The organism is Bacillus sp. CGMCC 1.16541 (assembly GCF_003184905.1).
Lineage (GTDB): Bacteria > Bacillota > Bacilli > Bacillales > Bacillaceae_H > Priestia.
Genome location: NZ_QFRU01000040.1, coordinates 1 through 18,119, shown reverse-complemented (window position 1 = coordinate 18,119; position 18,119 = coordinate 1). Strand labels below are relative to the sequence as shown.

The 18,119-nt window shown below is 40.7% G+C and carries 25 protein-coding genes and 1 pseudogene; 13 read left to right on the top strand and 13 right to left on the bottom strand.

The features are described from left to right. Positions 1 to 59: 59 nt before the first annotated feature. Entirely contained in the window at positions 60 to 605 is a 546-nt protein-coding gene (locus DIS06_RS19365) for a hypothetical protein (RefSeq protein ID WP_110114883.1), read from the bottom strand. Positions 606 to 785: 180 nt separating this feature from the next. On the opposite strand from DIS06_RS19365, the gene pepF reads away from it, so the two are divergent. Continuing rightward, positions 786 to 2,576 carry an oligoendopeptidase F gene (pepF, locus tag DIS06_RS19360; protein ID WP_110114882.1) on the top strand — a complete coding sequence of 597 codons (1,791 nt, stop codon included), beginning with the start codon at positions 786 to 788 and terminating at the stop codon, positions 2,574 to 2,576. Positions 2,577 to 2,682: 106 nt separating this feature from the next. Here pepF and DIS06_RS20445 read toward each other — a convergent pair whose 3' ends face one another. Both DIS06_RS20445 and DIS06_RS20440 read right to left on the bottom strand, forming a co-directional pair. Beyond that, entirely contained in the window at positions 2,683 to 2,859 is a 177-nt protein-coding gene (locus tag DIS06_RS20445; RefSeq protein ID WP_204166836.1) for a hypothetical protein, read from the bottom strand. Between the two features lie 53 nt (positions 2,860 to 2,912). Continuing rightward, on the bottom strand, positions 2,913 to 3,053 hold the full coding sequence (locus DIS06_RS20440; RefSeq protein ID WP_204166835.1) for a hypothetical protein: 141 nt from the start codon (positions 3,051 to 3,053) through the stop codon (positions 2,913 to 2,915). Positions 3,054 to 3,330: 277 nt separating this feature from the next. On the opposite strand from DIS06_RS20440, the gene DIS06_RS20270 reads away from it, so the two are divergent. From DIS06_RS20270 to DIS06_RS19325, 7 genes are all read left to right on the top strand, one after another. Next, positions 3,331 to 3,486, top strand: coding sequence for a hypothetical protein (locus tag DIS06_RS20270; RefSeq protein WP_162596040.1), 156 nt, complete (start codon positions 3,331 to 3,333; stop codon positions 3,484 to 3,486). Positions 3,487 to 3,623: 137 nt separating this feature from the next. Further along, positions 3,624 to 3,857: a DUF3953 domain-containing protein gene (locus DIS06_RS19350; RefSeq protein ID WP_162596039.1), complete on the top strand. Its 234-nt coding sequence runs from the start codon at positions 3,624 to 3,626 to the stop codon at positions 3,855 to 3,857. 367 nt (positions 3,858 to 4,224) lie between these two features. Then, positions 4,225 to 4,896 (top strand): hypothetical protein, encoded by a 672-nt coding sequence (locus DIS06_RS19345; protein ID WP_110114880.1) that lies wholly within the window; start codon positions 4,225 to 4,227, stop codon positions 4,894 to 4,896. Positions 4,897 to 5,118: 222 nt separating this feature from the next. Next, a complete protein-coding gene (locus DIS06_RS19340) occupies positions 5,119 to 5,718 on the top strand; it encodes a sigma-70 family RNA polymerase sigma factor (RefSeq protein WP_110114879.1) in 600 nt (199 codons plus the stop codon). Further along, entirely contained in the window at positions 5,705 to 5,854 is a 150-nt protein-coding gene (locus DIS06_RS19335; protein WP_110114878.1) for a YvrJ family protein, read from the top strand. The genes DIS06_RS19340 and DIS06_RS19335 overlap by 14 nt, the downstream gene beginning before the upstream one ends. A 3-nt stretch (positions 5,855 to 5,857) precedes the next feature. Beyond that, complete coding sequence (locus DIS06_RS19330) at positions 5,858 to 6,076, top strand: helix-turn-helix domain-containing protein (protein WP_110114877.1); 219 nt, start codon at positions 5,858 to 5,860, stop codon at positions 6,074 to 6,076. 89 nt (positions 6,077 to 6,165) lie between these two features. Beyond that, positions 6,166 to 7,728: a GGDEF domain-containing protein gene (locus tag DIS06_RS19325; protein WP_162596038.1), complete on the top strand. Its 1,563-nt coding sequence runs from the start codon at positions 6,166 to 6,168 to the stop codon at positions 7,726 to 7,728. A gap of 70 nt (positions 7,729 to 7,798) precedes the next feature. On the opposite strand, the gene DIS06_RS19320 is transcribed toward DIS06_RS19325, so the two are convergent. The 6 genes from DIS06_RS19320 to DIS06_RS19295 form a co-directional block, all read right to left on the bottom strand. Continuing rightward, positions 7,799 to 7,954, bottom strand: a complete 156-nt coding sequence (locus DIS06_RS19320) for a twin-arginine translocase TatA/TatE family subunit (protein WP_110114875.1) — start codon at positions 7,952 to 7,954, stop codon at positions 7,799 to 7,801. 87 nt (positions 7,955 to 8,041) lie between these two features. Continuing rightward, a complete protein-coding gene (locus DIS06_RS19315; protein WP_110114874.1) occupies positions 8,042 to 8,356 on the bottom strand; it encodes a DMT family transporter in 315 nt (104 codons plus the stop codon). 1 nt (position 8,357) lies between these two features. Then, positions 8,358 to 8,705, bottom strand: coding sequence for a DMT family transporter (locus DIS06_RS19310; protein ID WP_110114873.1), 348 nt, complete (start codon positions 8,703 to 8,705; stop codon positions 8,358 to 8,360). A gap of 13 nt (positions 8,706 to 8,718) precedes the next feature. Beyond that, positions 8,719 to 8,952, bottom strand: a complete 234-nt coding sequence (locus tag DIS06_RS19305) for a hypothetical protein (protein ID WP_110114872.1) — start codon at positions 8,950 to 8,952, stop codon at positions 8,719 to 8,721. Between the two features lie 132 nt (positions 8,953 to 9,084). After that, positions 9,085 to 9,522, bottom strand: a complete 438-nt coding sequence (locus DIS06_RS19300) for an SRPBCC family protein (RefSeq protein WP_110114871.1) — start codon at positions 9,520 to 9,522, stop codon at positions 9,085 to 9,087. Positions 9,523 to 9,872: 350 nt separating this feature from the next. Beyond that, positions 9,873 to 10,352: a staygreen family protein gene (locus DIS06_RS19295; protein WP_110114870.1), complete on the bottom strand. Its 480-nt coding sequence runs from the start codon at positions 10,350 to 10,352 to the stop codon at positions 9,873 to 9,875. Between the two features lie 139 nt (positions 10,353 to 10,491). On the opposite strand from DIS06_RS19295, the gene DIS06_RS20435 reads away from it, so the two are divergent. After that, entirely contained in the window at positions 10,492 to 10,659 is a 168-nt protein-coding gene (locus tag DIS06_RS20435) for a hypothetical protein (RefSeq protein WP_204166834.1), read from the top strand. Positions 10,660 to 10,748: 89 nt separating this feature from the next. On the opposite strand, the gene DIS06_RS19290 is transcribed toward DIS06_RS20435, so the two are convergent. Then, entirely contained in the window at positions 10,749 to 11,390 is a 642-nt protein-coding gene (locus tag DIS06_RS19290; RefSeq protein WP_110114869.1) for a carboxymuconolactone decarboxylase family protein, read from the bottom strand. 116 nt (positions 11,391 to 11,506) lie between these two features. Here DIS06_RS19290 and DIS06_RS19285 point away from each other — a divergent pair, with 116 nt between their 5' ends. From DIS06_RS19285 to DIS06_RS19275, 3 genes are all read left to right on the top strand, one after another. Next, entirely contained in the window at positions 11,507 to 12,169 is a 663-nt protein-coding gene (locus tag DIS06_RS19285) for a haloacid dehalogenase type II (RefSeq protein WP_110114868.1), read from the top strand. Between the two features lie 260 nt (positions 12,170 to 12,429). Next, entirely contained in the window at positions 12,430 to 13,533 is a 1,104-nt protein-coding gene (locus DIS06_RS19280) for a glycosyl hydrolase family 8 (RefSeq protein WP_110114867.1), read from the top strand. A gap of 178 nt (positions 13,534 to 13,711) precedes the next feature. Continuing rightward, the gene (locus DIS06_RS19275; RefSeq protein WP_110114866.1) at positions 13,712 to 14,893 is read left to right on the top strand and encodes a M14 family zinc carboxypeptidase; all 1,182 of its coding nucleotides are present in this window, start codon (positions 13,712 to 13,714) and stop codon (positions 14,891 to 14,893) included. 56 nt (positions 14,894 to 14,949) lie between these two features. On the opposite strand, the gene DIS06_RS19270 is transcribed toward DIS06_RS19275, so the two are convergent. Further along, positions 14,950 to 16,218, bottom strand: coding sequence for an MFS transporter (locus DIS06_RS19270; RefSeq protein ID WP_110114865.1), 1,269 nt, complete (start codon positions 16,216 to 16,218; stop codon positions 14,950 to 14,952). A gap of 202 nt (positions 16,219 to 16,420) precedes the next feature. Here DIS06_RS19270 and rpiA point away from each other — a divergent pair, with 202 nt between their 5' ends. Next, complete coding sequence (rpiA, locus tag DIS06_RS19265; protein WP_110114884.1) at positions 16,421 to 17,083, top strand: ribose-5-phosphate isomerase RpiA; 663 nt, start codon at positions 16,421 to 16,423, stop codon at positions 17,081 to 17,083. 116 nt (positions 17,084 to 17,199) lie between these two features. Here the strand turns inward: rpiA and DIS06_RS19260 are convergent, their stop codons facing one another. Continuing rightward, positions 17,200 to 17,445, bottom strand: a complete 246-nt coding sequence (locus DIS06_RS19260; RefSeq protein WP_110114864.1) for a hypothetical protein — start codon at positions 17,443 to 17,445, stop codon at positions 17,200 to 17,202. A 197-nt stretch (positions 17,446 to 17,642) separates the two neighbouring features. After that, positions 17,643 to 17,912, bottom strand: a pseudogene (locus tag DIS06_RS19255) (alpha/beta fold hydrolase); the annotation flags it as partial. Positions 17,913 to 18,119: the final 207 nt, after the last annotated feature.

Genomic DNA, 18,119 nt, shown 5'->3' with positions numbered 1-18,119 from the left:
ACAACGCTTAGGGATTCACTAGGTCAAATGTCGAAAAAGAAAATCATTTATATATAGGTTCAAGAGACTCGTCGTTTCAGAAAAAGTAGAATGACGCCTAGTAATAGCCCAGCACCGATACTCATTTTTAAAAAAGAAAAGGAATTGTTTTCTTCAATGGTGACTGTTTTAGCAGGAGCTTTTCCGTCCCCGAGAGCGGTAAGATCTGCTGTCTTGACGTCAGCCGTGCGTGAACAAATTGATGTTGTGAGGTCTTCTTCTCCTTGTGCATATACGACGTATTCGCGTCCTACTGAAAATGAATAGCCACAGGAAGCGCTATCTAACTCTGTATAAACGAGTAGCTGTGAATCAAGCGGCCCCTTCCAAATACGATTTACTTCAAATGTGACGACATTGACTTCAGAAGGAAAGTCTTCGTTCAACGGTACCTTCACTCTTTCAACACGAAGTACCTTTCCGCGAAACACAGCCTTTGAATGAGCAAGCTCCTCCTCAGGTGGTGGAGGTTGAACACACGAACAAGCCTCACTTGTAGAAGGAAAAGCAAACCAAGTAGTCATCAGCATGAAACAAGCAATGAGCGATATCCAAACATTTTTCATCAACGAAACTCCTTTATGAATTGACGTATGAATTAGTCGAAAAGAGATGAAATTAAGTTACACATTTTAAAATAAATGGATAATAAATGAAACAAAAATAGATATCAATGCAAATTTGACATATTATGCCGTAGATTTTGTTAAAGTAGTAATAGACTAGATGGAGAAGGGGTTGGAATGATGACTACATATCAATCAAGAACGGACGTGCCACAGCACGAAAAGTGGGATTTAACGCACATTTATCAAACACAAGAGGCGTGGCAAGAAGATTATCAAAAGGTTGTCTCCGGAATTGATACGTTAAAAAGCTATAACGACAACATCAATTGTGCCGAACAGTTTTACGGATTTTTAAATAGTCAAGAAGAGTTGATGCAAATGTATACGAAGCTGTATGTATTTGCGATGCTGCAAAATGATGAAGATACACGAAAGTCATCGTCGCAAACGCTGCTTGACCAAGTACAACAGCTTGGTGTGAAAATCAGTTCGGCAACGTCCTTTTTTATGCCTTATTTATTAGAACTAGAAGAAGAAACATTAACGCGCTACATTGAAGAAGTACCGGCACTTCAGTATTTTGAAAAAGATTTGTTTGAATCGTATCGCTATAAAACGCATGTTTTAACGAAAGAAAAAGAAGAAGTGCTCTCACAACTTGGCGATGCACTCGCTTCTCCGAAAAATACGTTTAACATGATGAACAATGCGGATATTGTTTTTGGCGATGTAACAAACGAAAAAGGTGAAAAAGTACCACTTACACGAGGCATGTTTGCCAAAATCATGGAAAGTGGAGATCGAACAAAGCGAAAAGAAGCGTACAAAGCGTACTACAAGCCGTATGTTCAAATGAAAAATACAATCGCATCAACCTTATCATCAGCAGTGAAAAACAACGTGACGTTATCGAAAATGCGTCAATATCCATCAGCGTTAGAAAAAGCCTTATTCGGTGATAATGTACCGGTATCGGTGTATGAAAACTTAATCGAAGCAACGAAAAACAATATTGCGCCGCTACACCGCTACATGAAAGTGCGAAAAGAAAAATTAGGGGTCGATGAGCTTCGTGCGTATGACTTGAGCGCACCGCTTGTGAAAGATGTACGTGAAGACATTCCGTACGATGAAGCGTACGATACGATGCTTGAAAGCTTACAGCCATTAGGAGACGAATACATTGCCCAACTAAAAGCGTTTAAAGATGCAGGTGTGATTGATGTGCGTGAAACACCAGGTAAACGCTCTGGTGCTTATAACATTGGTCTTTATGGTGTTCATCCGTATGTGTTACTGAACCACCGTGACAATTTAGATAGTTTGTTTACGCTCGCACATGAGATGGGGCACTGCATGCATAGTCACTATTCAAGCTTGTATCAGCCACGCATCTCAGCACGTTATTCCATTTTCGTCGCTGAAGTGGCGTCAACGGTAAATGAAGTTCTTCTTATTAATCATTTATTAAAAACAACAACAGACAAAAAGATGAAAAAACATTTGCTGAATCACTTTATTGATCAATTTAAAGGAACGTTTTTTACGCAAGTCATGTTTGCTGAGTTTGAAAAGATTGTGCATGAAAAAGCGGAAAAAGGGGAGTCATTAAACGCAGAGGTGTTCAATGGCATTTACGAAAAATTATTCCGTACGTATAACGGTGATGACTTAGTGTTTGAAGAAGAAGTCAAATATGGCTGGTCACGTATCCCGCATTTTTACCGTCCATTTTATGTGTATAAGTACGCAACGGGCTATGTGTCAGCGATTCACATTGCCGAGCGCTTGCTTCAAGGAGACAACGACACGTTAGAAGCATACTTGAAGTTTTTACAAAGCGGTTGTTCCGAATACCCGCTTGATTTATTAAAAGCAACAGGTGTTGATTTACTATCACCAGAGCCAGTAGAGTCAGCGATGAACGCTTTTGCAAGACTCGTAGATGAGTTTGCAGAGAGTGAATAATAGCTAAAGAAAGAACGTTTATAAACAATGGTTCAGCTTGATCAGAAAACTTTTACATTCTAATCAAGCTGAACAAAAATCGAATGAACGACTTCTTGATGTATGATTATTTCGTATGATTTTTACTCGTAAAGTCTACTTCTACTCCGTCTTTTGTGTACTTTATTTTGAAGCTGTAGCCACTAAAAATCGAGTACAATAAAAGAATTCCTCCAGCAGAAATAGCTGCGATGAGTGTACCTGTTCCTACTGTAGCTGCTGCTGCTGTGCCAGCAAAAGCCATTGAAGCCCCGCCTGTTACAGGTGTTGCGGCAACCCCGATTGCTCCTACTCCTGCTAATGCGTAAGCTGCTTGCTTAGTTTCGTAATTTTTTGTGCTTTTACAACTTTATCAGCGAGGTCTCCGACGACTTTAAACTCTTTTACTTTCTTTTTCTTTACACGTGCTAACTCGTCCTTCGTTCTAACAATTACCATGCATGTATCTCCTTTTGTGTCATTTATAATAGGTCTATTATACCTTTTTTGAGTATGTAAAACGATCACTTTAGCACGTTTAAAAAGAAAAATGAGATGAGCGGTTGTTGGCCAGATGGTGGAATAACAACAACCTATTTGAGAAGTCATTCTTTTAAACAACCGTAATCAACGATTTTTTTATTTACTTTTTAGTTCCTTTCGTATAAAATAAGAACAAGTGTTCTTGTTTTATTTGAAAAGCAAAACATGACGAAAGAGACAAAGGAGTTAGCGCATGAACAAAGAATTAAATGTGAAATTAGTTGAACGAACACGTAAGATCATTACCCAAAATCCAGAGGCAGATCGTCGAGCAAAGCCTTTTAAACCCACTTCAATTAAAAAAACGCACCGTACCTTCTTACATACCTTCCTTTCAAAGAAATCATAAAGTAACATCACTTTTCTAAAAAGAGAGCACGTTACAATCCGTTTATCCAGCCGCCAAGATTCTTCCTAAGCCACCACTCGTTTACGTTACGAAAAGCAATGTGTGATAAAATGGAAGGAAGTAAGGGGGGCTTGACCGTGTTAACAAACCTACGAATTATTCTAGCAATCAGTGTGGCTGCATTGGCGAGTTATTCGCTCATCACAGGTAACCATCAGTTTATGGACGGGATGATGATTTTACTTGGTGGTTTATTAATCGTTGTCGGAATTGCTGAGTTGAAAAGTGGTCGCAAAGAGGTAGCGATGTTAAATATTGCAGGTTCATTGTTTGTTATTTTTGTTGTTCTCCAAAGTTTTTTCTTACATTAATTATCCGTCAAAAGAATGAGAAAAAGTTCCTCTTCTTCGCCTTAGTGAAACGCAATAAAACGAGCGTACACTAAGAGTAACAAGGGGGAGAGACGGATCATTACTCATTTTTCAAAGATTGCACTTTAAACGATTTCAAAGAGACGTTCCTTTCCAATTAGGATTACCACTGTCACAATCATCAAAAGAAACACGTTGAGCCAACGAGCATCGACGTGTTTTTTAGCTGTGTTCGGAAAAAGGTGACGAATGATAGGTAGATGGGGCTAATTTCCTGTTTTGTGGTATGATTAAGTATGCATTTTTTCTTTAGCTAATTCAATAGATTGCTGAAAAAATAAGTGAGTAGGTGTGGGGGATACGTAAATTGACATTTATTTATGGTTTATTTTCTTTTATGGTTATTCTTCTTTTGTTTGCGTTTTACAGCGGTCGAAATAATTTGGAGCAGGTAGCGTTTCTTGAGCATAATCGGGTCGAAGCGATCGATTTTAATGAAAGTTGGTCTACTTTTCAAGGGAAGCTTGCTGTTGGAAATGAAAACAGCAAAATCGCAAATGTTGAACTAATCATAAATGCGAACAAGGAGCTACATTCAATAAAATTTGATGTTATTGCTCGAATGAATAAAAAGAATGAAACCTACCATTACAGTCAATGTTTTTTATGTGAAAATGAAGAAGAAAATCAAGCTTTTATTTGGAAGGGTACGTTAGATGAAGAGCTTCAATACGATCAGTTAATCGAAGCAAAGGTGTTCTTTGACCAAGTAGATAAGTTATTCTTTAATAGCTTCATAGTAAATGAGCGTTCACATTACTTAATCGTTCAATCAACGGGTTCATTTGAACGAATTGGATTAGACGGTACCTATTTTGTTTTAAAGGGTGACGATTTAACAGAAGTGATTCAGAAACGGAATAAGAACTATGAAGGGTTCACCTTGCGAATCTTAGAAAGTCAACATCTTCTAAGTTATGGAACAAATCATGATACACGCACGATCTTTCTCTCCGATGTTAAAGAAGTTGAAGAATAAATGATACCCATTCATTGAATGGCTGATGAACAAGTGTATTAAATAACTAACAACGGTAGCTACTTCCTTTTGGGAGTGGCTATTTTTATATTGGAATTAGGTCGAAAGCCATTTTGACGACGCGTCTTCTCATGCGCTATGCTAAAAATAAGAACATTTGTTCGATTTTTGGTTGTGTTTTTGTCCACTTTTTCCCTTTTAGTATAGAAAGGAGGTTTTTTTATGAATCAATCTACTACTAGTCCTGGCCATCATACTTGTCTCCTCATGCAGTCTGAACGCGTTTGTCATCCTGTCGTTCAATCATTTTTGCAGTGTGAAACACATCAGCGTCTTGTTGAACAAGCCATCCATCAACCTACGAAGGGGAGTTATCAAGCTTTACATGATGCGTTTCAAGCATACTACGGTGAAATTCGTTTTGTGAGCTACATGTCAAAGTTAATCACACATGTGGCACGCGACAACCGAGCGAAACGGCAAAAATACACAACTATCTTTTCATATACACTTGATCAACCAATTAAGCAGGACAATGAAACACGCCCATTTCTTGATTTTATCGTCGGAGAAGAAGGCGTTGATTATGAACCAACTAGTTTACTAGAAGAGGTGGAGCATCCTACCCTTTATCAAGCTTTGCGTCGGTTAACGAGGCGACAACGACAAATCCTTGAGCTGGTTATATTTGAAGGCCACACGCATCGAGAGGTGGCTGAAATCCTTCACATCTCTCAACAATCGGTCTCGCGCACATGTCAACGCGCACTTGAACATTTACGCATTCGTATGAACGGAGGGCGAAGAGATGATGAATGTTGATTGGGTTAATCTCGTTGGAAATGTTGGATTTCCAATTGTCGTCACGTTTTATTTGTTGATGAGGATTGAAACGAGAGTGAAAGAGTTAGAGCAAGCAGTTGAAGAATTAGCGAATGACATGCGAAAGAAGGAATGAAGAATGAGCGGTGTAGTGGAGTTAATTAAACAAGCGAAAGGCGGAGATCAAGATGCGATGCAGCGACTTCTTGATTTGTTTGAACCGAAAGTAAAACGATGTGTCAGCCATGTTCCACTTCAGGATCGAGAGGAAATGGAGCAAAGCATTCGTCTCGAAATGATCGTAGCGATTCATAAGTTTGACCTTCATTCGACGCCGACATTTTGGGACGTGTGCTAGAATTGTCGAAAGGTTATCACGTTAATTGTCCGTTAAACATATAAAGTTATGGTAAAATAATCCTATTATGATCAATAAGGATGAGTGAAATGTTTCATCAACTGCTGTTTAACGTGACCCTTATTATTACCTTTTTGTTTGTTTTTCATTTGGTGAGAGAGCGTATAAAAGAAACGAAATTTTTATCCGTTCATCGGTGGGTACGTATTGTTTTATTAGGTAGTTCCTTTGGGATACTTGGCGTTGTATTAATGATTTATACGATTCGAGTAGATCAATATATTATTGCTGATTTACGCCATTTAGCGACTGTTATTGTAGCGGCGTATGCAGGGTTTTGGCCAGCTGTTTTGTCTGCCATCATCATTGCAATTGGTCGGATTGCTTTATTTGGGATTTCTTCTGCTTCCCTTGTGGCTGCATTATTTATGTTGTTTATCGGTATTGTTTGTGGTGTGATTTCAATGCGCAGCATCACCTTGACAAAAAAGTTTCATGTGATGAATGGTGTCAGCTTACTGCTTATATTGATCTCTTTATCTCTTAACATACGAGTGTTTGAAAAAGTGCTTTCTATTTTCACTTATCACGCACTTTTTTCTATTGTCGGTGGATTCTTTGTTTTTCAAGTTGGAAAGTACTTGTATCAATCAGCAGCGGCCGCTGAGCGCCATCGTAATTTAGCAAAGATGTTTTCAGTTTTAATTCAAAACGCCCATACGGCTGTAATGATTGAAACGGCAAATCGTCGTGTAGCGGTTGTGAATCAAGCATTTTGTGATATGTTTCAGCTAGAGGGACCACCTAAACAAATGGTAGGAAGAAACAGTGGTCGCTTATATGAAAAGCATCAATACGTGGTGAAAAACTCATCTCGTTTCATAAAACGGTTAGATGAAATTATGAAGAAAAATCAAGTAGTAGAAGGAGAAGAATTTACATTTGTAGATGGGAAGATTTATACGCTCGATTATGTGCCTATCTATGAAAGAAACACCTACATCGGCCATTATTGGGAATATCGCGATGTAACGAAGCGACGAGAAGCGGAAGAGAAGTTGATGAAACTAAATGGAGAACTTCAGCAATTATCCAATCGTGACGGATTAACCAAGCTTGCGAATCGCCGCGCGCTCGATGAACGGTTAAAAGTTGAGTGGGAGTATGCGATATTGAAAAAGCATTCGTTGTCGTTTATTTTGTTTGATCTTGATTATTTTAAAGCATACAACGATACGTACGGTCACTTAGCAGGGGATGATTGTTTAGAGCGAGTCGGAAGAACGGTGCAAGAAGCGGTACGTGCTGCTATTTGTGTGGCGAGGTATGGAGGAGAAGAGTTTGCGGTTGTGTTACCACGAGTCACAAAAAAAGAAGTGTTACGCATCGCAGAAACCATTCGAGTAAGCATTCATAACTTGCGCATTCCTCATGAAGCGTCACCGATTAGTGAGTATGTAACAGTGAGCGTTGGCGTTGCGACTGTAAAACCAACGGAGCAAGATGCCATGCTTTGTTTAATTGATGCCGCTGATCGAGCGCTTTACGAAGCGAAAGATAGAGGCCGAAATCGTGTTAGGGTTGCCAATGATAAACGTCGTAGTGTAAAAATAGAAAAACCGGCAAAAGGAAACGGATGGGACATCAGTTAGGAAAGAAAAACAAAGAAGAGGCGAATAAAGAGATGATGTTCTCTCTATTGGCCTCTTTTTCAATACTACGTTATTTTTTATCGTCGTCCATTAACCCTTTTGTGGCATTTTTAAATTCTCGAAGTGTGTTTCCTGCAGCTTTCCCTAGTTCTGGTAGCTTTTTCGGGCCAAACAGCAACAGTGCGACAAAGACAATTAAAATAATTTCACCCATACCAAGATTCATCGTGTGCATCTCCTTGTTTTTAACATGTCCATCTTCTTACATTATAGCGCAAAAATGAAAAGGGAGGAGATGCGTTTTTGACAATTGTTAGGCAGTTACTTTTAAGCCGACAACACCAGCGATGATGCAAAGAATGAGTACAATTCGTTTTAAGTCTTTTGGTTCTTTAAAGAAAATCATACCAAGTATGACGCTACCAGCCGCACCGACACCCGTCCAAATCGCATACGCTGTGCCGATTGGCAGTTCGATTAACGAAAGCGACAGCAAATAAAAGCTTAGCCCTCCAAATAACATAAAGCCAAGTGAAGGCCATAAGCGTTTAAAGCCATCTGATAGTTTTAAAAAGATGACAAATCCAACTTCGCAAAAGCCTGCTAAAATGAGTGTAACCCACGCCATATTACGATGCCTCCGTTTCTGTTTTCGGTTCGTCACTTGAAACGAGCTTTAAGCCGATGATGCCAAGTATCATTAGTGTTAAAAAGAAAACCTTTCCGATGCTTGTTCCTTCGTTTAAAAAAATCATCCCAATAATCGCCGTACCTGCTGCCCCAATTCCTGTAAAGACAGCATAAGCCGTTCCAATTGGAATCGTTGCGAGTGATTTTGAAAATAGAAAGAAGCTAATTGTAATAAAAACAATGGTGATCGCACTCGGAATGGTTTCGGTAAATCCGTTTGAATACTTTAAGCCAAGTGCCCAAATAATTTCAGTCATTCCAGCAATAATTAAATAAATCCACCCCATGTGTGACACTCCTTTACGCTTTGACACCGGACCAAAATACGGTCCATGCATCATTTATTTTTTGTTCGTAGCGCTCACTGTCGTAATAAAAGCGCTGCACCAATAAGCTATCAATGATACAGTAAAAGCTATTGATGAGTGAGTCAATTTCTAACTTGCGAATGTCTTCACGATCTATTCCTGTTTGAAACCATTCTTTGAGTACTTGGTTTGTATAAGTTTCCGTGCTTAAAAACCGTTCTTTCACTTCCTCTTGTAAATGTTTAGGCAGAAAGAGAATCATACGTTTATAAAGGGAACCGAATTGCTCGTTTTGAACAAACTGACACGTCTGAAATAAAAAGAGTTGAAGTTGGGCTTGTCCTCTCTTGGCTCAAACCTATTTGTTTTCTATCGCTTTTTTCATTTCCTGTAAATGGTTGCCATCTTCTTTTTTAATAATCTTTGTAAACATTGGTTTTATAAATTTCATCGTGAGGGTGGAGGCGTTAATGTCACACGAAAAGCGGATGTGTGTGCGATCACCTTCACGCTTAAATGTGTAGTGATAAATAGTCTCAAGTCCTTGTACTTCGCTTTGCACGGAGTATCGTTCGTTTGGTACAAAGTCAATGAACGTAATGACCGCTGATGCTTCACGACCACGGATTGCTCTTGTTTCTTTATACGTTGTTCCTACACCTGTAGGTCCCTCGGTTAGTTTCTCCACTTTTAAAATGTGTTTCATCACTTTTGTCGCATTCTCTACGTTTGAAGCAAAAGCAAATGCTTCTTCTAAAGGAACATCGACAATCACATGATCTTGAAATGCTGGCATCTGAAAATAACTCCTTTGTCATCAAATCTTACACATAGTGTACCATGAAGTGAATGGAAAAGGATTGCCTATTTTGTGTTACCTACTTTGATCGTTCGGGTATTGTTGCTGATTTGAAAAACAAGTTTAAAAGGATAGTGGAATGGAGCGTAGGACACTCGACTCCTGCGGGAAATAGAGGAAAGGCTGAGGCTCTGCAGGTACGAGGAGACTCAAGCTTCCTCCCCGTGGAAAGCGAGTGACTGGAGCGAAATGGAACGAGCTTGTTGTTGTAACCTAACGATGATAGAAACGTCATTGTTCGTTTTTGAGAAGGCATCATTTCGTTATGTCCCACCCACCCCTTCGTTTTACCCTGTTTTTGATGAGCCATAGAAGGGTTGTGCGTACATAGAAGGGGTTCCGAAATATTCAATGGTATGGAAGTTTGGGTCGTTGGAGTGAAAATGAACGAAAATGGGTGTGGAATCGAGAAGAGGATAGCTGTTAAAGAACATTTGATCACCGTAACGAATGGCTTGAAGAGCAAGTGGCATTTCTTTTTTGAAAATGGTGTAGCGAATTGCTTGAATTGATTTCTCAATCTGTTCGTTGCCGACAAATACGTACACATAAAGCATATACACGCCATCTTTGTGTAACCATTCAGCAAACACCTCATCTCGCATTGGACCAATTTGATCAATGGCGAACTGATAGTCAACGAATAAAAACAGTTCAGCCGTTTCATCCGAATGCGTAAGGGTATACTTTCTGCCGATAACGGGATGGGTAGCCGTCACGCCTTGACGATAAGTAACACTAAGCTTTTGAGGATCTAACGTTGTCAAGGGCATTCATCCTTTCAACCTTTTACACAGTGTATGCACAGAAGGCTTGTTTGCGACCAGAGGTGTGTCGCTTTTTAAAAAGAAATCGTGATGAAAGTATGGTAGAGTAGAAACAGAAGAAAGACAGGGAGGAACGAGCGTGCAACCGATTTATGTGATTTTATCGATTTTACTAGCGGCGATGTTGTCGTATGACATCGCCAAATTTGTTCGTGGAGAGCGCCCCGATTGGAAGGAAGCGATTGTAACGGTGCTTGTGTTTGTTGGATTTTTAGCGGCGCTACAGATGGCATTTGATGTTGTGTAATAGTCGCTGAATGATAGAGGGAGATAAAAGGGATGGAATGAGCGGAACAGAGGGGCGTGGTTGCCCCCTTTTCGCTTCGCTCATCCTTTTTATTCGTCATACGCTTCTAACATTAACGCTAAATGCGTATACGCCCCACCTGCACGAAGAAGACTCGCCACAAAAATGGCTTCACCGAGTTCAGCTTCGGTTGCGCCTGCTTGTTTGGCCCCTTTTGTATGAAGTTCGATGCAGTATGGACATTCTGATGTGTGGGCAACAGCGACTGCGCAAAGCTCTTTTAGCTTAACTGTGAGTGCGCCTGGTTGAAAGGCTGCACTGAAAAATTGTTGTGCCGCAGCGAACGCAGTCGGTGCATGTTCTTGCAAGTACGATAGCTTGTTTAAATTAGTACGTGGATACAAAGTAGCAGCCTCACTTCCTTCGTATGCCGCTTTTGCGTGTGTACTATGTGTGAACGCCCCGCCCGCTTCGATGGCTGCTGTCACCATAACCGCTTCTGCTAATTCTTGCTTCGTTGCGCCTGCTTCTTTTGCCTTTTTCGTATGTGTGTAGATGCAGTACGGACACTCTGTTGCATGAGCGACCGCAATCGCAATGATTTCTTTCTCTTTCCTTGTTAGTACTCCGTCATGCAGTACCCCTTTACTAAACGCCACAAAGCCTTGCATTTGTGCAGGAGCGAGTGCTTCAACTTCTTTTAACCGTTTCATGTTCTCTTTTGTGTACATCCTTGATCCCTCATTTCGTCGTTCTCTTTTTTTAGTATCTCGTTTCTGTTTCTTGTTATCCGATTTGTTTTGACAGCTAAGTTTTGGGTAAAATAGGGAACAGGGAGTGATGAACGATGAAACCAAAAGTACTACTATTTGATGCATACGGCACGTTGTTTGATGTGGATTCTGTGGTGAAAAAGTGCGATGAACTGTACCCTGACATCGGACAACGTATAAGTATGTTGTGGCGAACGAAACAAATTGAATATGCGATGCAGCATCAATTAATGGGCCGATACATCGATTTTTATGAAGTGACGAAAAAAGCACTTCGGTACGCAGTGGAAACGTGTGAAGCCACCATGTCAGATTACACCGAACAAGAGCTAATGGATGCGTACTTGCAATTAAATGTCTATGAAGAAGTAAAAGAAGTGCTCACCTATTTAAAAGAAAAAGGATACATTCTCGCGATTTTTACAAATGGGCCGAAACAGATGATTGAGCCATTGGTGCGTCATCACCGGATGCAGCATTTGTTTGATGAGGTTATTTCAGTCGATGAGATTAAACAATACAAGCCGACAATGGCAAGCTATCATCATGCGAAAAACAAATTAAACGTTGAGCGAGAAGAGGTTCTCTTTTTCTCATCAAATTCATGGGATATCGCAGGTGCGAAAAACTATGGCTTTTCAACGATTTGGGTGAATCGCCAACAAAATGTGAATGAGCATCCTGAGCTCGCGCCGAATATGGTGGTACATAGCTTACGTGAGATGGTGAAGAAGTAAGCGTCTAAAAGAGAAGTGGCATAGAGATGAAATGACTGAGAGGAAGAGGAGGACGTGTAGTGTCCTCCTCTTTTTAGTGTGCTGGTAACGTAAACGAAATGGTGGTTCCTTCGTTTACATGACTTGTGATATATAAGCCTTCTCCGTACAGCTTTTTTAAGCGATGATGTGTATGAGAAAGACCAAATTCTTTAGCGGAACAAGCGTATTATGCCCTCATGCAAATGTATGAAAAAGAAAAAGAATATCAAAATGAATGAGTGCTTCGGGATAAACTAGTAAAAGTAGGTGTTTGTCTCACGCTATTATTCTCACTAAGCGGTGCTGCGTTTTCCACATCTCAAGCGAGTACCTATGCCACTGAGGGCTTTATTAATAAGCATATGACGAATCAAAATGGAACCCTTGCAACATACAGGCTTCCAAGTACGACCGCTGATCCGAATTATGCATTAGGCAGAGAGACATTGTCTGAATCAATTGGATTATGGATGGAGTATTTGCTTGTGCAAGGCAAGCAAACAGAGTTTAATCAACAACTTCAACTCTTGAATCGTTATTACAAAGATTCGACGAAACATTTGCTGTATTGGAAGCTAGCAGCAGATGGAACGAAAAATTCTGCGACAAATGCGCTAATTGACGACTTAAAAGTAGTCGAAGTGTTGTATCGTGCACACGAAAAATGGGGAACAACTTCTTATAAGCAAACCGCTGATCAAATTGCTCGTGGTCTTGCGCAATATCAAAAGCGACAAGGCATCTACAGTGACTATTACGACATCGTAAACGGTTGGGTTGGCAATCAAGTCACGTTATCTTACCTCAACCCTTATGCCTTCAACAAAATGGTGCAATATGGCATCATCTCCAAAGCCGAGGCGGATCGTCAATTAGTCGTGGCGAAAAACGCACCATCAAAAAATGGCTTTCTACCAAAACGCTACATCATCTCCCAAAATGCATACCGTTATGACACACGCATCAACATGATTGATCAATCCTACGCAGCGCTTCAATTGTCTCGACATGGTGTACCGAAAACCGAACTTGCCAACTGGATTGAAGCCGAGTTTTTACGCTATGGTAAATTATACGGGCAATACGACCTTAACACCAAAAAGCCACTTGTAAACTATGAATCACCCGCGCTTTATGGAATTACAATTTTGTATTTCCTTGAAGTAGGAAAAACAGATACAGCGGTAAAAATGTACAAGCGTATGATTCAATTTCGTGAAAACAACGCATCTAACACATATTATGGGGGCTACGTCACGCTTCAAAACAACGACACCCATATGTTTGATAATCTATTTCCTTTACTAGCAGAAACAGAGCTTGTGAATCGAAACTTAATTTAAATAGAAAAAGAGTCGAATCTAGTAAAAAGGTTCGGCTTTTTGTTGTGGAAAAAGAGGGTACTTTGACTTATTTCGTTAGTCAAAAATCCTGTTTTCATTTATCTCGAAAGGAAACAAAATCAGCGTGAAGAACTTCTATCACTGTACATGATACCAATGCATGGAAGGGGATAGGAGAATGAAGAAGAAAGTGATTTCGACGATGGGAGCTTTACTACTGGGTGCAAGTTTACTCGCACCTACATATGCAGGCGCAAATACGACAGCAAGCACAGCACAACAGCAAGAATTTTCAGTATCAGGTTACATTAGCCACGCGGAGCTAACGAAAAAGCTTCAACAGATTCAACAGTCATCAAAAGGAGTCGTAAACGTTGAAGTGGTCGGGCATTCCAACCGAGGGCGTGAAATTTACAAAGCGACAGTTGGAACAGGGAAAAAGGTTGTGTTGATTCAAACAGAAATTCATGGAAATGAAAAAACAGGCACGGTTGCCCTTTTAAACATTCTTCAAAAGCTTGGTACAAACTCACCAGAAGCGAAAAAGATGCGTGAAGAGATGACGGTTGTTGTACTGCCGATGATGAACCCGGATGCATCGGAGTTAGACCGTCGTGGTAATGACATCACGTGGCAAGAAGTGGTGAGTCGTTTTCCTCAATTAAAAGAAGCAAAACCATCATGGAACTACTACACGTATACGAATCAATATTTTAACTACACAGACAAGCCAGGTTTTGATGTAAATCGAGACTTCCACCCAGATTTAAATTATGTCCCGCAAGCAAAAGACTTCCCAGGAAATTCTTCATCACCAGGTTGGTACATCACACCAGAAGCACAAACGGTACGCGATGTGTATAAGAGCTTACAAGCGAAGCATGGAAATGTAGATGTCTTCGTCGATATGCATCATCAAGGTACGTATTATGTAGAAGGAACAGACGATTTAGTCACGATGTCGATTTCAGGTAAATTCGTCGAGATTAATAATGGTCGTTATGAACAATACAAAAGCAACTATGACCTTGAATTCTCGAAGCAACTTAATTTAGCCGCCTATCACGCACTTCAATCGATTGGAAATTCACCATTTAACAACATTACGCTTTATGACCAAAACATTGACCTGCCAGGAACTGCGCTTGGTTCGTTTGCATTAAACGGAAGCGGAACTGTTTTATTTGAAGTACGTGGTCAAACTCATACGTTCGGACAAAAGAAACGCGGTCAACTCGTTCAAGCGGTTGAAACGGGGTTATATGGCATTTTACATGGTGTCACAGATGACTCCGTACACACTTTAAATGCGGAAGAATACGATCGCATTCCAAAAACGGCTTATCGCCCGGGGTTATAAACAGAAAAAAGAGTTGTCGAATCGAGTACTTTTCTCCTCGTTCGACAACTCTTTTTTTACCCTTTCATACTGACATTCTCAACACGCTTTTCACTGCGAGACCAAATGACGACGGGAATGAGTAATAGAGATAAAAGCCCTCCGGCAACCGATAAGAACGCATAACTAGAATGAGCAACAACCATACCTGACAGCACCCCGCCAGAAGCTCCTGATAGTGCAATTAGGACATCGACATTTCCTTGTACTTTGGCGCGCGTAGACGGTTCCGTCGCATCGACAATTTGAGCCGTGCCACTAATTAATCCAAAGTTCCATCCTAATCCAAGCAACGATAAAGCGACAATTAAGAGCGTCATCGAATCAGCAGGTGCAAGAGCTGCCACTAATCCAGCAAGTAACAGCGTCACACCTGATGCGATGCTCATAGCTGTTCGTCCAAGTTTATCAACTAACACACCCGTAAAAAGAGAAGGAAGATACATGGCACCCACATGAAAAGCAATGACCAATCCGACATCTCCTAAATGATGACCATGATGAATCATATGTACAGGTGTCATCGTCATAATGGCGACCATGACAATTTGAGTCAGAACCATTACAGTTACACCAACCGTTAAAGCTCGTTTGTTGACAGTACGGTTAGAGGTTGTTGGTTGCTCCGTTTCTTGCTGTTGTAGCTTTTGGGCAATGGTTAACGGATCAGGGCGCAACATAATAAATAAAATAAGTCCTGCTACAATAAACGCAGTTGCGGATAAAAGAAACGGACCTGATAATGCAGGGACGCCAATTGACAGAGCGAACGCTCCCATCACGTCGACTAAGTTTGGTCCTGCTACTGCACCAAATGTCGTCATAACCATGGTGATACTAACCGCGGTTGCTCGTTGCTTTTTAGTGGCTAAATCCGTACCGGCATACCGAGCTTGCAGGTTTGTTGCGGTTCCTGCGCCGTAAATAAAGAGAGATAAAAATAATAACGCGACACTATTAGCTAACGTCGCCATCACAACGCCCACGGCACCTAGTCCACCTGTTAAAAACCCAGCGGTAAGGCCGATGCGACGACCGTATCGTTGTGATACTTTTCCGACCACAAACGCTGCTAAAGCAGATCCAATCGTAAATAAAGCAGTAGGTACGCCTGCGAGCGCATCCGTTCCAAGCATTTGTTGAGCTAACAGAGCTCCCACCGTAATGCCAGCTGCTAGGCCTGCTCCACCAAAAATTTGTGATAAGCTAACGACAATTAATACACGTTTATAGAGTTTTTTTCTTGCTTGGGGAGAATGGATATACCACTCGTCATTTTGACTCATTGTGAGGCACCTTCTTTCAAATGAAAGCTTACTAGAATGGTTGAATTTTAATCTTGGATACAATATTTGTCAATGGTATCCGGTAAATTGGTGTAAAAGCTTGTTCGTGTTGTGAACAGTACGGCCTAATCGTGAATAGGCAATGATTGTTTAGCTTTCTTTTCAATAGGGGTACACTAGTTCAAAAGGAGTGGTGATGACCGTGAATGAAAAGCAACTCGTGGGGGAAAAAGCAGCGGAATACGTGAAAGATGGAATGGTTGTTGGGTTAGGAACAGGCTCGACTGTGTATTATACCTTACAAATGTTAGGGAAACGTGTTCAAGAAGGGCTTATGATAAAAGGGGTTCCAACGTCACGACAAACAGAAGAACTAGCCAGGAAACTTCACATTCCACTCGTTTCTTTTGCTGATGTTTCGTACATTGATTTGGCCATTGATGGAGCGGATGAAGTGGATCAAAACCGAGTGCTCATAAAAGGCGGGGGTGGAGCGCTTCTTCGTGAAAAAATCATTGCGAATGCGGCAGATGAATTAATCATTGTAGCCGACTCAAAAAAGATGGTTTATACACTAGGTGTGTTTCCATTACCAATTGAAGTCGTTCGATTCGGCTGGGAGATGACAGCGAAGCACATTCGCGACCTCGGCTGTGTTCCGCGCCTTCGGTTAAAAGACGACCATACACCGTTTATCACCGATAACGGCAATTATGTGATGGATGCTCATTTTCATGCCATCGAAGATCCACACGTTCTCGAACCGATGTTAAATGCCATCCCAGGTGTCGTTGAAAACGGGTTATTTGTAGGGATGACAGACAAAGTATTAACCGTGAAGCGGGGGAAGGTTCACGTATTATAAAAAAGGGGCAAAGAACGCCCCGGTTTGACTCAGTTTGCAACGTTCCTTGCCTGCAAAATCCAGTAGTATCAATGGATAGAGAAGCAAGGAACGTTGCATCTACTATATCCAAAACATCAATTCAACACACTTCCACTTTGACTAAGCAACAACCACAAACCTGCCGCAAGACCAACCACACTAATAAAGACACCAACTAAAAACACTTGTTTATCGGATTTAAACTTTAGCAGTAACACAACGCCAATAATGACAAGCAGAAGTGAGAAGAGTGGGACACTCCAAGCGGTCGTCACATCAATCATATTGGTTACTTCAGGTTGTTTGAACTGTTCCGGAGCGACTTTCGCAGCTTTCTCCATACACCAACCTCCTTATCTCTTTTCTTTTACTATATTGAGGCAAGCTTGAAGATAGTCTAAAAAAGTGCTAAAAAATGGTTTCCTTCAATTTAACGCTACCTATTTTATTGTTGGAAATCCCTTGTCCCTCCGGCTGGCTCATCTCATTCTTCTACGAACATTTCTACAAAAATAACAAAGCCTCTCTCAATCTATTTTCATATCATGTCAATGACCTTTTTAATGGCATTAACGACCACTTTGGGTTCGTCTTTTTGTATGTAATGTGCACTGTTTTCAGCTATTACGAATTCATTATTTGAGGATATCTCTAACATCTCTCTTTGCATATCGTGCCATAATTCTTGAGATTCTTGTGAATAATGATTTTTCTTTCCAGCTGAAAGCACCATTAATGGCAGTTGTAATCGTCGTCTCGTTTCTTTTACTTGACGGAGGCTATCCATGAATTCATCATAATTACCTTCATCTTAAATCGGCAAGGATACCCCTACTTCAATCGTGTGAAGGGCGTAGCCCAACGATAAGTGGGGGAGGAATTGCCGTCAGATACGGTATGGTGCACTTGAAATCGTAAGATTTTGTACCATATCAAGTATCTGAAACTTCCACCTTGCCCCTCCTTTCTCTATTTCAATTATTTAACTTTCACTAAAAGTTTGATATAATATAGT

Excerpts from the sequence above, each read along its gene's own strand:
- DIS06_RS19365 (WP_110114883.1), bottom strand. The coding sequence starts at position 605 with ATGAAAAATGTTTGGATATCGCTCATTGCTTGTTTCATGCTGATGACT.
- pepF (WP_110114882.1), top strand. The coding sequence starts at position 786 with ATGACTACATATCAATCAAGAACGGACGTGCCACAGCACGAAAAGTGG.
- DIS06_RS20445 (WP_204166836.1), bottom strand. The coding sequence starts at position 2,859 with ATGGCTTTTGCTGGCACAGCAGCAGCAGCTACAGTAGGAACAGGTACA.
- DIS06_RS20440 (WP_204166835.1), bottom strand. The coding sequence starts at position 3,053 with ATGGTAATTGTTAGAACGAAGGACGAGTTAGCACGTGTAAAGAAAAAG.
- DIS06_RS20270 (WP_162596040.1), top strand. The coding sequence starts at position 3,331 with ATGAACAAAGAATTAAATGTGAAATTAGTTGAACGAACACGTAAGATC.
- DIS06_RS19340 (WP_110114879.1), top strand. The coding sequence starts at position 5,119 with ATGAATCAATCTACTACTAGTCCTGGCCATCATACTTGTCTCCTCATG.
- DIS06_RS19335 (WP_110114878.1), top strand. The coding sequence starts at position 5,705 with ATGATGAATGTTGATTGGGTTAATCTCGTTGGAAATGTTGGATTTCCA.
- DIS06_RS19330 (WP_110114877.1), top strand. The coding sequence starts at position 5,858 with ATGAGCGGTGTAGTGGAGTTAATTAAACAAGCGAAAGGCGGAGATCAA.
- DIS06_RS19325 (WP_162596038.1), top strand. The coding sequence starts at position 6,166 with ATGTTTCATCAACTGCTGTTTAACGTGACCCTTATTATTACCTTTTTG.
- DIS06_RS19320 (WP_110114875.1), bottom strand. The coding sequence starts at position 7,954 with ATGAATCTTGGTATGGGTGAAATTATTTTAATTGTCTTTGTCGCACTG.
- DIS06_RS19315 (WP_110114874.1), bottom strand. The coding sequence starts at position 8,356 with ATGGCGTGGGTTACACTCATTTTAGCAGGCTTTTGCGAAGTTGGATTT.
- DIS06_RS19310 (WP_110114873.1), bottom strand. The coding sequence starts at position 8,705 with ATGGGGTGGATTTATTTAATTATTGCTGGAATGACTGAAATTATTTGG.
- DIS06_RS19300 (WP_110114871.1), bottom strand. The coding sequence starts at position 9,522 with ATGCCAGCATTTCAAGATCATGTGATTGTCGATGTTCCTTTAGAAGAA.
- DIS06_RS19290 (WP_110114869.1), bottom strand. The coding sequence starts at position 11,390 with ATGTACACAAAAGAGAACATGAAACGGTTAAAAGAAGTTGAAGCACTC.
- DIS06_RS19285 (WP_110114868.1), top strand. The coding sequence starts at position 11,507 with ATGAAACCAAAAGTACTACTATTTGATGCATACGGCACGTTGTTTGAT.
- DIS06_RS19275 (WP_110114866.1), top strand. The coding sequence starts at position 13,712 with ATGAAGAAGAAAGTGATTTCGACGATGGGAGCTTTACTACTGGGTGCA.
- DIS06_RS19270 (WP_110114865.1), bottom strand. The coding sequence starts at position 16,218 with ATGAGTCAAAATGACGAGTGGTATATCCATTCTCCCCAAGCAAGAAAA.
- DIS06_RS19260 (WP_110114864.1), bottom strand. The coding sequence starts at position 17,445 with ATGGAGAAAGCTGCGAAAGTCGCTCCGGAACAGTTCAAACAACCTGAA.